General features: G+C 37.5%; 13 protein-coding genes. 12 read left to right on the forward strand and 1 reads right to left on the reverse strand.

The features are described from left to right. Genes A7P55_RS12525 through galE form a run of 11 tightly spaced genes read left to right on the forward strand, consistent with a single transcriptional unit; the run spans position 1 to position 11,352 of the window. Positions 1-1,257 (forward strand): O-antigen translocase, encoded by a 1,257-nt coding sequence (locus A7P55_RS12525; RefSeq protein WP_171552339.1) that lies wholly within the window; start codon positions 1-3, stop codon positions 1,255-1,257. 2 nt (positions 1,258-1,259) lie between these two features. Then, positions 1,260-2,105 carry a glycosyltransferase gene (locus A7P55_RS12530; protein WP_171552340.1) on the forward strand — a complete coding sequence of 282 codons (846 nt, stop codon included), beginning with the start codon at positions 1,260-1,262 and terminating at the stop codon, positions 2,103-2,105. Continuing rightward, a complete protein-coding gene (locus tag A7P55_RS12535) occupies positions 2,102-2,758 on the forward strand; it encodes a glycosyltransferase (RefSeq protein ID WP_171552341.1) in 657 nt (218 codons plus the stop codon). Before A7P55_RS12530 ends, A7P55_RS12535 begins: the two co-directional genes overlap by 4 nt. 2 nt (positions 2,759-2,760) lie before the next feature. Next, on the forward strand, positions 2,761-3,990 hold the full coding sequence (locus tag A7P55_RS12540) for a hypothetical protein (RefSeq protein WP_171552342.1): 1,230 nt from the start codon (positions 2,761-2,763) through the stop codon (positions 3,988-3,990). After that, complete coding sequence (locus A7P55_RS12545) at positions 3,965-5,011, forward strand: glycosyltransferase family 4 protein (protein WP_354667323.1); 1,047 nt, start codon at positions 3,965-3,967, stop codon at positions 5,009-5,011. The genes A7P55_RS12540 and A7P55_RS12545 overlap by 26 nt, the downstream gene beginning before the upstream one ends. Further along, positions 5,011-5,838 (forward strand): glycosyltransferase, encoded by an 828-nt coding sequence (locus A7P55_RS12550; RefSeq protein WP_171552343.1) that lies wholly within the window; start codon positions 5,011-5,013, stop codon positions 5,836-5,838. Before A7P55_RS12545 ends, A7P55_RS12550 begins: the two co-directional genes overlap by 1 nt. A gap of 27 nt (positions 5,839-5,865) precedes the next feature. Next, on the forward strand, positions 5,866-6,483 hold the full coding sequence (locus A7P55_RS12555; protein ID WP_171552344.1) for a sugar transferase: 618 nt from the start codon (positions 5,866-5,868) through the stop codon (positions 6,481-6,483). Between the two features lie 32 nt (positions 6,484-6,515). Continuing rightward, positions 6,516-7,391 (forward strand): UTP--glucose-1-phosphate uridylyltransferase GalU, encoded by an 876-nt coding sequence (galU, locus tag A7P55_RS12560; protein WP_171552345.1) that lies wholly within the window; start codon positions 6,516-6,518, stop codon positions 7,389-7,391. Positions 7,392-7,407: 16 nt separating this feature from the next. Then, positions 7,408-8,667 (forward strand): nucleotide sugar dehydrogenase, encoded by a 1,260-nt coding sequence (locus A7P55_RS12565; protein ID WP_171552346.1) that lies wholly within the window; start codon positions 7,408-7,410, stop codon positions 8,665-8,667. Positions 8,668-8,669: 2 nt separating this feature from the next. Next, positions 8,670-10,343 carry a glucose-6-phosphate isomerase gene (gene pgi, locus A7P55_RS12570; RefSeq protein WP_171552437.1) on the forward strand — a complete coding sequence of 558 codons (1,674 nt, stop codon included), beginning with the start codon at positions 8,670-8,672 and terminating at the stop codon, positions 10,341-10,343. Continuing rightward, positions 10,336-11,352, forward strand: a complete 1,017-nt coding sequence (gene galE / locus A7P55_RS12575) for a UDP-glucose 4-epimerase GalE (protein WP_171552347.1) — start codon at positions 10,336-10,338, stop codon at positions 11,350-11,352. The genes pgi and galE overlap by 8 nt, the downstream gene beginning before the upstream one ends. Before the next feature lie 52 nt (positions 11,353-11,404). Here the strand turns inward: galE and A7P55_RS12580 are convergent, their stop codons facing one another. Continuing rightward, positions 11,405-12,775, reverse strand: coding sequence for a phosphomannomutase CpsG (locus A7P55_RS12580; RefSeq protein WP_171552348.1), 1,371 nt, complete (start codon positions 12,773-12,775; stop codon positions 11,405-11,407). A 382-nt stretch (positions 12,776-13,157) separates the two neighbouring features. On the opposite strand from A7P55_RS12580, the gene lldP reads away from it, so the two are divergent. Further along, a complete protein-coding gene (gene lldP / locus A7P55_RS12585) occupies positions 13,158-14,825 on the forward strand; it encodes an L-lactate permease (RefSeq protein ID WP_171552349.1) in 1,668 nt (555 codons plus the stop codon). Positions 14,826-14,827: the final 2 nt, after the last annotated feature.

Raw genomic sequence — 14,827 nt, forward strand, 5'->3', positions numbered from 1 at the left:
ATGAATCTGCTGAAAACAAGTGCTTTAAATGGAGTAGCTGTTTTAATTAAAACAGCTACTTTATTTATTTTGAATAAAATCTTAGCGATTTATGTTGGCCCTTCTGGCTATGCTATGATTGGCCAGTTTCAAAATTTTATTCAAATGATTACAACCTTTTCAGGAAGTATGATTAATACTGCTGTCACAAAATATACAGCAGAATATTATGAAGATAAGCAAAAGCAGAAAAAAATTTGGCAAAACGCAGGGAGCATAGTTTTTATTCTAAGCGTGCTTTTTGCATTACTCATTATTATTTTTCAGCAGCAATTGTCTCTTTATATTTTTCATAGCCTAGAATACCAATCGGTATTCATTTGGTTTGCCATTTTTCTAGTTTTTTTTAATTTTAATACTCTGTTTTTGGCGATATTAAATGGAAAAAAGGAAATACTAAAGTTAGTATTGGCAAATATAGCTGGTAGTCTAGTATCTTTAGTAATAACGACAGCCCTTGCAGTCAAATATCATTTGTATGGTGCATTGGCTGCATTGTCTGTTTATCAATCTCTTGCTTTTTTTGTCACTCTGTATCTTTGCTATAAAGCAGATTGGTTTAAAATTTCTTACTTGTTTGGGCGAATCGATTCTGATATTGCACATAAGTTTATGTCATTTGCATTAATGGCTCTAGTCAGCGCAATTTGTGTACCACTTTCCCAAATAGCGATTAGAACATATCTAAGTCAGACTTTTGGTGCGGACTATGCGGGTTATTGGGAAGCGATGATTCGTTTAAGTGCTGCATATCTAATGCTGGTAACAACAACCTTAGGTGTCTATTACTTACCTAAATTATCAGAATTAAAAACCCTTGTTGAAATAAAAAAAGAAGTCTATTTAGGTTATAAGTTTATATTCCCACTCGCTATTTTAGGAGGGGGGCTAGCTTATCTATTGAAAGATTGGGTTATTGTTGTATTATTCAGTGAAAAATTCCTGCCTATGGCTGATCTATTTTTATGGCAAATGATCGGAGATGCCCTAAAGATTGGAAGTTGGATACTTGCTTATTTGATGTTAAGCAAAGCAATGATTAAACTGTTTGTAACGACAGAAATTATGTTTGCAATAAGTTCAATTCTTTTGACTTATATCTGTACCCAGATGTTTGGTTTTGAAGGAGTTTCTATTGCGCATCTAATAAATTATGCAGTCTATTGGGGGGTAATGAGTATTTTTGTGTTTAAACATTTGCGGATGAGAGTTATATAGAGATGCAATCAAAAAGCCAGCCTTTAGTTTCTGTTGTCATCCCTTGCTATAACCATGCACAGTATGTTCAGGATTGTATTCAAAGTGTGATTAATCAGACTTATCAGAATATTGAGCTAATTATTATTGATGATGGCTCTAAAGATAATTCTATAGAAAAAATAGAAGAGATGTTATCTGTTTGTGAAGAACGGTTTACTAGATTTGAGTTCAGATATCGAGCAAATCGTGGTTTAAGTGCGACTTTAAATGAAGCATTGGAATGGTGTCATGGTAAGTATTTTTCAGCCATTGCTTCAGATGATATGCTATTAGCTGAAAAGCTGATGGTGCAAGTTCCTATTCTTGAAGCTGATGACGCTTGCAAAGGTGTTTTTGGTAATATGATTTTAATTAATGATCAGAATGAAGAGTGTGGGGAAATAATAAAAAAAGAAAAAAAATATTTTTTTAAAGACTTGTTTAAGTATACAGAATATTTACCAGCCCCTACACAGATGCTTAGACTAAAAGATATAAAGAATGTGAATGGTTTTAATGAAAAATTTATCATTGAAGATTGGTATATTTATTTGAAAGTCCTAGAAAAAGGTGGGTATTGTATACACTTAAACTATACTTTTACGAAGTATAGATTGCATGAGGATAATCTTTCAAAGAAAAAAAATATAATGATTATTGGTAAATTGCAAATTGCTGATCATTTTAAATCACATGAGAGAGAATATAATCAGCTTTTGATAGAAATATATTTGTTTGCAATACTAAATATGTTTTTTTTGTATCCTATTATGGTGTTAAAAGCCTTAAGTGGAAAATTAATTAGAAAATTGAATGGTATATTATGATTCCTAAGATTATTCATTATTGCTGGTTTGGTAAAAACCCTATGTCCCCTTTAATAGAAGAATGTATCAAAAGTTGGCATAGATATCTACCTGATTGGGAGTTTATTCTTTGGAATGAAGATAACTCACCTTTAGAACATGATTTTGTGAAAAAAGCATTAAAAGATAAGAAATATGCTTTTGTTGCTGATTATGTTCGTTGTCATGCTTTATATGAATATGGTGGAGTATATTTAGATACTGATATGGAATTGATTAAAGATATTTCGACTTTACTTAATAATGATTTTTTTGCAGCTTATGAAGATTCTGATCAAGATAAAGTGAGCTGTGGGGTGATTGGTTGTATTAAGGGGCATCAAATATTAAAATTAGTATTAGATTTTTATGATGTTAATAGTAGTGTGTATAAAACTATGCCCTATGTTCTTGGTAGTGTATACAATAAAGTTTCTAAAGAAAGAGATATAGTTTTGTCTCAGAATTCATTTTACCCCTATAATCCATTTGATCCAGATAAACCTGTAAAGCAGTTGATGTATGTGCATATTAAGGAAGATACTTATGGTATACATCACTGGGGATATTCGTGGAAATTTAATTATTTAGAAAGAATAATTAATAAATTAAAAAGAATATTAAAGGGGTTGTAGCTTTGAGTGCTTTGCTTCAATTGAATAAAAAATACCTTGTTGGTTTTATGTGGGTGTTTTTTTTGTTTATATATATATTTAATATTGCTATCTTTTTTAAATTTGGTTTCTTGATTTTTTTATTCTCTCTTTTTGGCCTGCTTTTTGTTTTTAATTCATTTGATAAATTTAGAAAAATTGATTTTTATATATTTTTGTTTTTATTTTTTGGTTTTTTTATAAGCACTTTGTCTGCTTTGTTTAATAATAATCTTGATTATAGTTACTATTATGAGGTTTATTTATTTGTTTATTTTCAGCTTTTAGCTTTAATTGGTGTTTTTAGGATAGGTGATGCTCAGTTAGATTTCGTTCGAGTAATTAAACTTAGTGCAATTGCTGTGTTAATTCAACTGATTTTGTCTGCATTGATTAGCTTTTATCCTGCTTTTGAGAAAATATTTTATTCAATTATTTATAACAATTTATCGGATTTATCTAGGCTTGATGACTTGAAACTTGAGCGAATTGTCGGGGTTGGTCGTTCCTTTTTTGCGTCAGGAATTATTAATTGTTTTATATTGGTTTGTTTAAGTCAAATTATAAAATATGAAAAAAAGCATATAATATTTTGGTTGTTTGTTTACTTTATGATAGCAATTATTGGAATGATGAGTGCGAGAACAACTTTAGTCGGATTTGCTATTGGGTGTTTATTGTTGTTTTCTAGTTTTTCTATAAATCAAGTCAAAATATTTTTTTCAGGGTTATTCTTGTTATCTATTGCCGTAATTTTATATTTTGTTTACGGAGAAAAATTTGTTGATTTTCAATTGATTAGATTTGGTTTTGGTTTGTTTTTGGGTGATGGGAATTCGGATGCTAATAACTCATTTAATACACTATTAAATATGTTTTCAATATTTCCTGAAAGTTATAAAACTTGGATTGTTGGGGATAATATGTATAACTTGAAAAATGGTTATTATATGAACACTGATGTTGGTTATTTTAGGGTGATCTTTGCTAATGGTTTGCTAGGTCTTGGTGTTTTTTTGATCTTTAATATATATTTGATCTTTAAAATAAAATCTTCCTTTGTTGATCTTAAATTTAAAATAGCACTTTTAGTTTTATTGTTAGCTTTGTTGGCTAAAGGTATTACTGTTTTTATTTCTTTGTTGATGTTGTTGGTATATGCATGTAATTCTATGAAAAGGTGCGAGAGTGAAAAAAATACTGTTTGTTATTAACTCTTTAAAAAACAAGTCTGGGCTGGAGCGAGTAGCCTGCTTAATGGCTAATACTTTTTCTGAGGAATTGGATTATTCTGTTTGCGTAATAAATAGAGATGCAAAAAAGGAAGATGGTGCATATTTTTTAAATGACAATGTTAATGTGCTAGCTATTGGTGGTGGATATTTAAATTTTTTTATGGGACTAAATAGCTATATTAAAATTAATAAACCAGATACAATTATTGTTCATAATATGGGCAGGCTTTCTCTTTTATGTAGTATGTTAGATATTAAAGGTTCAAGATTAGTTTCACTGGAGCATGTTGCTTTTTCTATTAGACCACAATGGGTAAGATTTTTATCCAAAAAATTATATAAAAATATTGATCAAGTCGTTACTCTTACAAATAATGATGCGCTATCATATAAAGGGTTTCATAATAATATTGTAAAAATTAATAATATTTCTCCTTTTGATGTTGAAGATGTTAATTCAGTATATAACTCTGATTCCAAAAATATTATTGCAATAGGTAGACTTACCTATCAAAAAAATTTTGAAGATCTCTTGAAAGCTTGGGAGTTGGTTTTAAATCAGAAGAAAGAATGGACTTTATCTATTTATGGTAAAGGAGAAGATAAGAATAAATTAGAAAATCTTATTAATGAAAAAAAATTAACGAATGTTTTTTTAAGAGGTGAGATAACTAATGTTGAAGAGATTTATTGTTCAGCGTCATTTTATGTAATGTCTTCACGTTTTGAAGGACTTCCTATGGTATTGATAGAGGCTCAATCTTTAGGTTTGCCAATAGTGTCTTATAATTGCCCTCATGGGCCATCTGAAATTATAGAGAATAATGTTACAGGTTATTTAGTTGAAAATAACAATGTTCAAGAGTTAGCACAGGCAATACTTAGTTTGATGGACTCAAGTACATTACGTGAACAATTCTCTAAGCGAGCAAAGGAACATGCCTTAGTTTATTCCCAGCGTACAGTTATTAAAGAGTGGATAAAGGTAGTTGAAAACTAATGATAAATTTTTCTATATTATTATCTTTATATCATAAGGAAAAAGTTGAGTATTTGGAAAAATGCTTTGAAAGTATTTGGGATCAACAGACTTTAAAACCTACTGAAATAGTATTGGTTTTGGATGGTCCTATTGGAGAAAGTCTTACGAAATCTGTAGAACATTGGCAGCAGAAACTCGGTAATATTTTAAAAATAGTTACTTTGGCAGAAAATGTCGGTTTAGGTAAGGCTTTAAATGAAGGCTTAAAGCATTGTACGAATGAATGGGTTTTCCGTATGGATACGGATGATATCTGTACTCCAGATCGTTTTTCTAAGCAGGTTGCTTTTATTAAAGAAAACCCTGATGTGGTTTTATTTGGTGGACAGATTTTAGAGTTTAATCAAGATGTTTCAGACGCTCACGTATTAAAAGCTGTGCCTGAGAATCATAATGAAATTAAGGCTTTTGCACAAAATCGCTGTCCATTTAATCATATGACTGTTGCGTATCGACATGATGTCATTACTGTACTTGGAGCTTACCAACATCATTTATTTATGGAAGATTATAATCTTTGGTTACGTGTCATTGGTGCAGGTTGTAAAGTTGCTAATTTACCCGATGTAATTTTATTTGCTCGTGTGGGAAATGGAATGCATGCTCGACGTAAAGGCTTGGAATATATTAAAAGTGAAAAAAAGTTGTTGGATTTAAAAAAAGAGTTGAAGTTACAAGATCCAATTCATGCTAATATAGTTTTTTTGTTACGGTCAGTGTTTCGACTACTACCATCCACGATGTTGGGGAAAATTTATAATAATTTTCTTAGGAAGAAAGTCTAAATTATTTTGATATATGGGTTTCAAACAATGAAAAGGCTTGTTGATATAGTTGTTGCATCTGTAGCAATTTTATTACTTTCTCCAATATTTATTCTCGTTGCTTATAAGGTCCGGAAGAATTTAGGCGCTCCTATCTTTTTTTATCAGGAACGCCCTGGTAAAGACGGTAAGCTATTTAAAATGATTAAGTTTCGCTCGATGAAAGATGCTACAGATTCCGAGGGAAACGCTTTACCTGATGAGCAGCGGATTACACCATTTGGACAAAAATTGCGCTCTACAAGCTTGGATGAAATGCCGCAGCTATTTAATGTGTTAAAAGGCGATATGAGTGTCGTTGGGCCTCGACCAATGTTAAAAGAATTTGTTGAACTTTATTCACCTGAGCAAGCTCGTCGTTTGAATGTAAAACCTGGGATGACTGGCTTAGCGCAAGTGAGTGGTCGTAATGAATTAGATTATGAAGACCGCTTTAAATGTGATGTTTGGTATGTCGATCATCATAATACCTTCGTTGATTTTAAAATCATGTGGAAAACATTAGGTGTTATGTTGAAACGTGAAGGGATTAATGCGCCTGGACATGTTGGCCCCTCTTTATTTAAGGGGAATAATTTACAAGAACAAGATAAAATTAACTCTTGAAGATCTATCTAAATCAATGAAGTAGTAATGTAATGATCAAGAAAGCAATTTTACCTGTCGCAGGTTTAGGTACACGATTCTTACCAGCAAGCAAATCTATTCCAAAGGAAATGGTGACTGTTGTTGATCGTCCAGCCATTGAATATGTGGTACGTGAAGCAGTTGAAGCTGGGATTGAACAAATTATTTTGGTCACACATTCTTCTAAAGCCTCGATTGAGAATTATTTTGATCGTAATTTCGAGTTAGAAACAACTTTAGAACAAAAAAAGAAATTTGATCTACTCAAAGAAATTACTGATATTTTACCTAAGCATGTTAGCGTTGTGAGCGTACGTCAGCCGCAGCCTTTAGGCCTTGGACATGCTGTACTTTGTGCAAAAGATATCGTGGGTAATGAAGCCTTTGCCGTATTATTACCTGACGTTTTAGTCAAGAATCAAGTCTCTGAGAATGACTTGTCTCTGATGATCCAGCGCTTTGAGACATCTCAAGCAGCACAGATTATGGTTGAAGCAGTACCTGATCATTTGGTTGATCAATATGGTATTGTGGATGTCGCGGTTTCACTGAATGAAGGTGAAAGCGTTGTGATGCAGGGAATCGTTGAAAAACCTGCGGTGGGTGCAGCACCTTCGAACTTATCTGTGGTTGGTCGTTATATTTTACCAGCACAGATTATGGCGCTTTTAGAAAATACTCCACGTGGAGCTGGAAATGAAATTCAGCTCACTGATGCCATCGCAGCATTACAGCAAGCAGAAGCTGTTGAAGCGTATCGTATGAAAGGGCAGACTTTCGATTGTGGCAGTAAGCTTGGATACCTGAAAGCGGTATTACACTATGGTATTGAGCATCCCAAATTGGGCGCAGATTTTAAGGGCTTAATTCAAGAATTAGCCCTGTAGTTTAGGGCATGTGGTTATGAAAGTTGCAATCTTTGGCAATACATTATATGCAGGCGTGATGTCTGCATTATTGTCTGAATCTGGGCACTTTGTGTATTGGTGCTCACATCTCAATGATAATTCCGCTGATCAGCAGTACTCATTTCATGATGAAAATGTTAGTCGCTTACTGGAACAACAGTTAAACAGTGGTTTTCTCAGTTATCGTGATTTGGACGCTATTCCTTTAGATATAGATGCTTATTTATTTAGTTTTAATCAAACACAAGAACAACAAGTTTTTCAACTGCTTCAGTCGTTAAAACAGCGTCCGATTATTCATCCAAAACTGATGATCAATGCTTCAACCTTTGGCTTGCAGGGGACTGAGCACTTTAAGCAAATCCTTTCCGAAGATGACTGGGTTTATTTACCAGATACGATTCAAGAAGGAAATGCTTTACAGAGTTTAACTCAAGCAAAACAAATGATTGTAGGATGTACGCAAGTTGACGTTCAGAGCAAAGTGAAAGAATTGCTAAGGCCTCTTTTTCCTTTGGCACAGCAATATTTGTTTATGCCAATTTTAGATGCTGAATTTACCAAGCTCAGTATTTCAGGCATGTTGGCGACAAGAATTAGCTATATCAATGACCTGGCTGTGGTTGCTGAGAAACTCGGGATTGATATTGCATCAGTACGTCAGGGTATGGCGGCGGATAACCGTATTGGTTCAGCTTACTTAGCCCCTGGTGCTGGTTTCGGCGGTGAAAATTTTTCTCATGATATTCTGACCCTCTCTAATACCGTTGCAAATACAGGCGTTAAAAGCCAATTGCTTGCACAAGTATGGGAAATTAATGAGCAACAAAAAGAAATCCTGTTCCGTAAGTTTTGGAACTATTATCATGGTGATTTAAAGGGTAAGTCCGTTGCAATTTGGGGGGCTTCGTTTAAAGAAAATACCTCAAGTATTCAGCAATCACCTATCCACCAAATGCTTGCGGCACTGTGGGCACAAGGGGTGACGGTTCATCTACATGATCCGCAGGCTTTGGATGAAATTGAACAGATGTATGGGCAGCGTGACGATTTAGTCCTCTGTGATGATCAGTATGATGCGGTGAAAAATGTGCACGGTTTATGTGTGTTAACTGCATGGAAACAATACTGGAGTCCGGACTTTAAACAGTTCGAACAACTGATGGCACATCCTTTGATATTGGATGGTCGCAATATTTATGATCCAGACTATGTGAAATTACAAGGTTTCGCATATATGGGCGTGGGGCGTTAATGATGATCAAGCAAATTCAGCCTTTTGCCGTTAAGGCACCAGCGTCAGTGCTTGAGCATTTATCATCTTTGCAAAAGCAAATTAAAGAGGTTCATCTCAAGACTTTATTTGCAGCAGATCCCTCACGCTTTAAACGGTTCTCAGTTGAACATGATCAAGTTGTTCTCGATTTTAGTAAACATCGTATTGATCAAACTATTTTAAATGGCTTGGTCGACTTAGCTCAGGCACAAGATTTAAAACAATGGATTAAGACATTATTTTCTTCGGAACAAATTAACTATACCGAGCATCGTGCAGCAATGCATTGGGCTCTACGCTTGCCGCAATCGAGTCCAGATTTTCCTCAGGAGAATCAACAGGTACAGCAACAGCTAGAGCGGATGTATGCTTTGGTGGATAAAATCCATGCTGGACAATATCGTGGCGCAACCGGTGAAGTCATTCAGGATGTAGTCAATATTGGTGTCGGAGGCTCTGACTTAGGTCCTTTAATGGTGACACATGCGTTGTCCGATTTTAAGGTGACGAGTACAAAGCCTTTAGATGTGCACTTTGTCTCGACTATGGATGGTAGTCAACTGTCTGACCTGCTACATCAGCTGCGCCCAGAAACGACATTATTTATTATTTCCTCGAAGTCATTTGGCACCATTGATACCTTGTCGAATGCACAAACGGTTCGTCAATGGTTAGAAAAGTCGCTTGGACAGAATGAAAAAATTCTGCAGAATCATTTTATTGGGGTCTCGACCAAACCTGAAAAAATGACGGAATGGGGCATTGCCGCTGATAAGCAGTTGTTGCTATGGGACTGGGTTGGTGGTCGTTATTCACTGTGGTCATGTATTGGTCTGCCGATTGCGCTAACGATTGGGGTTGATGGTTTTAAGCAGTTGTTAGCGGGCGCGCACGAGATTGATCAACATTTTCAAACCGCACCATTTCAGCAGAATATTCCAGTATTGATGGGGTTGTTAGGGGCGTGGAATAATAACTTCCTTGAAATCCAAACCCATGCTGTGTTGCCCTATGACGGTCGACTCAAATATTTCGCCGCTTATTTGCAGCAGCTTGAAATGGAGTCCAATGGTAAATCGATCCAGCGTAATGGGGAAAAGGTGAATACAGCGACTTGCCCGATTGTGTGGGGTGAGGTTGGACCCAATGCACAACACGCATTTTATCAGCTGTTACATCAAGGGACACACTCCGTGAGTTGTGACTTTATTGCACCGGTAAAGCGCTATAATGCCAATCAATTTACTTATGCTGAAAGTGCAGAGGCTTTGGTTGAACAGCATCATCTGGCCTTATCGAATTGTTTGGCGCAGTCGCGATTATTGGCCTTTGGTAATCAAGCTTTGGCAGCAGATGAACTTGAAGATTTACCTGCATATAAGCAATATGAAGGCAATCAGCCAAGTTCAACCATTTTACTCAAAGAGCTGAATCCTTATAGTTTAGGGATGTTGATTGCGACGTATGAACACAAAGTTTTTGTGCAGTCAGTATTGTGGAATATTAATCCCTTTGATCAATGGGGGGTTGAAAAAGGTAAAGAGATTGCCAATCAACTGTTACCGATTTTAAACCGTGAGCAAGATGATTTATCTGCTTTTGATACATCGACGCAAGGTTTGTTGAAAATATTGTTAGGAAAAATAGATGGCTAAAATTTTAGTCACAGGTGGTGCGGGTTATATTGGCTCACATACCTGTTTAGAACTACTCAATGCAAGTCATGAAGTTATTGTATTTGATAATCTTTCAAATAGTTCGGAAGAAGCTTTACGTCGTGTACAGACACTCGCCAATAAAAGCTTGGTTTTTGTAAAAGGTGATATTCGTAATCAGGATGCGTTAGATCAGGTCTTTCAGGACTATTCTATTGATGCGGTCATTCATTTTGCAGGTCTCAAAGCGGTCGGTGAAAGCCAACAGGTTCCATTGACTTATTTTGATAATAACATTGCTGGCAGTGCTCAACTGGTCAAGGCGATGGAGCGAGCAGGTGTTTTTCGTTTGGTATTCAGCTCATCTGCCACGGTTTATGACGAAGCCAATCTTTCGCCTTTGAATGAAGATATGCCAACAGGAATGCCAAATAACAATTATGGTTATACCAAGCTGATTGTTGAACAAATGCTGCAAAAACTTGCACAAGCAGACACGCGTTGGTCGATTGCTTTACTTCGTTATTTTAACCCTGTGGGCGCACATAAAAGCGGCCAAATAGGTGAAGACCCGCAGGGAATCCCAAATAATCTCATGCCTTATGTAACACAAGTGGCGGTAGGACGTCGTGAAAAATTGTCCATTTATGGCAATGATTATGACACTGTCGATGGTACAGGTGTTCGTGATTATATCCATGTGGTCGATTTGGCCAATGCCCATTTATGTGCCTTAAATAATCGGTTGTCTGCGCAAGGCTGTCGTGCTTGGAATATTGGGACAGGCAATGGTTGTTCAGTTTTACAGTTCGTTCAAAGCTTTGAAAAAGTGAACGGAGTAACCGTTGCTTTTGAATTAGCACCACGTCGTGCAGGTGATGTCGCCACCTCATTTGCTGAAAATACACGTGCTGTCGCTGAGTTGGCTTGGCAACCTCAATATACTTTGGAAGATATGTTGGCAGACAGTTGGAACTGGCAGAAGCAGAATCCCAACGGCTTTAACTGAATTGAACAGCAATAAAAAAAGGAGCATATTGCTCCTTTTTTATTGGGCTGAATTAACCCTGAATTAACCCAGTTAATTCATCGACATAATGTTGCATCGGTTGCGGGTTTCGATCGGCACGGCTTTCAATGTTTAAACGCAGTAAAGGCTCGGTATTGGAAGCACGGACATTTAAGCGCCATGCACCAAAATCAAGACTCACCCCATCAGTACGGTCCACTTGCGGATTTTGATCAGCATAATGATCAAAGATCTTTTGTACAGTGGCTTGTGTATCAGCTACTTTAAAGTTGATTTCACCACTACATGGGAATTTGGCAATCATGTTTTCAACCAGTGTTGAGAGTGATTGACCTGTTTCCGAGAGTAGGGCAATGGTCAGTAACCATGGAATCATACCGCTATCGCAATAGGCAAAGTCACGGAAATAGTGATGTGCGCTCATTTCCCCGCCGTACACGGCATTGTGTTCACGCATGACATCTTTAATGAAAGCATGTCCAGATTTAGACTGCACTGCGATGCCTTGGTATTGATCGACGATGTCAAAGGTATTCCAGACCAGACGTGGGTCATGCACAATCTTTTCACCTGATTGTTTGATCAGGAAGGCCTGTGCCAATAAACCAACGATGTAATAACCTTCGATAAATTGCCCTTTTTCATCAAACAGGAAGCAACGGTCAAAGTCGCCATCCCAGGCAATGCCCATATCGGCTTGATGCTGAAGTACGGCATCACGCGTACTGTCTCGGTTTTCAATCAGGATTGGGTTCGGAATACCATTCGGGAAAGTGCCATCGGCTTCATGGTGAATTTTAATGAACTCAACTGGAATATTCAGTTGCTGGAATTTTTGTTCGATGGCATCAATCACATGACCTGCTGCACCATTGCCCGCATTGACCACCAGTTTAAGCGGTTTAATTTTTTGTGGATCAATATAGGTGAGTAGGTGTTCAATAAACTCAGGCAAAATATTGTAGGGTTGGGTGGTACCTTTTTGTGCGACGTCTACAAATTGCCCTGATTCAGCCAATGCCTGAATCTCTTTTAAGCCTGTTTCTGCACTGATTGGGCGTGCATTTTCACGCACCAATTTCATCCCGTTGTAATCCATTGGATTGTGGCTGGCAGTCACTTCAATACCGCCCTGTACATCCAAATGAAAGGCTGCGAAATAGACTTCTTCTGTACCAGTCATGCCCAAATCAAGCACATTGATACCTGCATCATTCAAGCCCCGAATCGTGGCCTGTTTTAAGCCTTCGCTACTTAAACGGATGTCACAACCAATCACGACGGTTTTCGGTTGATAGATCTGCCCATAGGCACGACCAATGTTATAGGCAATCTCTTCATTCAGTTCTGTACCGAGTTTGCCGCGAATATCGTAGGCTTTAAAGCAAGTCAGTTGAGTCATATTGTTCAATTCATAGTGATGTGATTTGAGTTGTGAACAGATTATACAGATATCGCTACAAAGTCATATTTATTGTTTTATCTTCAGCGATTGAGGACCTGAGCCACATAAATTGAATGCTGGTTGCAAAATTTTCATCAGACTTTAGTCGAATGTCGAAAGCGTACATGAACAGAAAAGGATTGATTTATTTTAATTATTATTGGTAATACCAATTATTGCTGTAGTGGCAGGGTTGATCCTAAGAATCCATATAATTAAGATGCGTGGAGATTACAAATAAGCAAGGTTTGCTGATTTATTCAATATTGGTCATACCAATATTACGAAGATTCGTTAAATATCGAAGTAAAAACAAAATGACGCCCAGCATTTCAAGGAGATGAGAATGCTAAATGTGTGGCAACAACTATATGACCCTTTAAATAATATCTGGCTATCTAGTGCAGTCGCGCTGATCCCGATTATTTTCTTCTTCTTAGCGTTGGCGGTCTTTCGTATGAAAGGTAGTGTTGCGGGGACTTGTACCGTGATGATTGCCTTGCTGATTGCATTGTTTTTTTATCAAATGCCAGCTGAGATGGCATTTGCTTCCGCGGTTTATGGTTTTTTTTACGGTTTATGGCCGATCTCATGGATTATTATCGGAGCGGTGTTCCTGTATAAAATTTCGGTCAAAACAGGGCAGTTTGATGTGATTCGCTCCAGTATTTTGTCGATTACTGAAGATCAGCGATTACAGATGCTATTGGTAGGTTTTGCCTTTGGAACCTTTTTAGAGGGTGCGGCAGGCTTTGGTGCACCAGTCGCCATTACAGCAGCCCTATTGGTCGGCTTGGGCTTTAAACCACTATATGCTGCGGGGCTTTGTCTGATTGTGAATACGGCTCCTGTGGCCTTTGGTGCCATGGGTATTCCGATTATTGTGGCTGGACAGGTGTCTGGTGTCGATACTATGGAAATCAGCCAGATGGTCGGTCGCCAACTGCCTTTTTTAACCATCATTGTGCTGTTCTGGATTATGGCGATCATGGACGGTTGGCGTGGCGTGAAAGAAACTTGGCCTGCGGTACTGGTCGGTGGTAGTGCCTTTGCCATTGCACAATATCTGACCTCGAACTTTTTGGGACCCGAACTGCCTGATATTACCGCTGCGATTGCCTCATTGGTCAGTTTGACCTTGTTGTTCCGTGTTTGGAAACCGAAGCATATTTTCCGTTTTGAAATGACTGATGAACAAGCAGCCAGCCATGCGGCCTCATCACAACAGCGTTATAGCATTGCTCAGATTGCCAAAGCATGGTCGCCGTTTATGATTTTGACCGTGATGGTGACCATTTGGAGTGTGAAACCATTTAAAGTGCTGTTTGCCAAAGATGGTGCCTTGGCGGACTGGATTTTTAAAATTGAAGTGCCGTATCTGCATAAGCTGGTAGAAAAAATGGCGCCGATTGTGCCTGAAACTACAGCCTATGAAGCGATCTATAAATTTGATTGGTTCTCTGCCACAGGTACGGCTATTTTTATTGCGGCCATCATCACCATCATATTCCTGAAAATGAAAACCCGTGACGCGGTTACTACCTTTGCTGAAACATTAAATGAGTTAAAAACCCCGATTTATTCGATCGGAATGGTATTGGCCTTTGCTTTTATTGCCAATTATTCCGGTTTGTCTGCGACCTTGGCTTTGGCACTCTCGCATACGGGGCATGCCTTTACTTTCTTCTCGCCCTTCTTGGGCTGGCTCGGTGTCTTCCTGACGGGTTCTGATACCTCATCCAATGCGCTGTTCTCGGCTTTGCAAGCGACTACGGCACAGCAAATCGGTATTCCAGAAGTGTTATTGGTGGCTGCCAATACCAGTGGGGGCGTAACGGGCAAGATGATTTCACCGCAATCGATTGCGATTGCCTGTGCCGCGGTGGGTTTGGTTGGAAAAGAATCGGACTTGTTTCGTTTCACGGTAAAACATAGCATCATATTTACTGTCTTTGTCGGCATCATTGTCACGGTTCAGGCTTATCTGGTGCCGTGGATGATTCCATAACG

The sequence above is a fragment of the Acinetobacter sp. Ac_5812 genome, from assembly GCF_013072695.1.
Lineage (GTDB): Bacteria > Pseudomonadota > Gammaproteobacteria > Pseudomonadales > Moraxellaceae > Acinetobacter.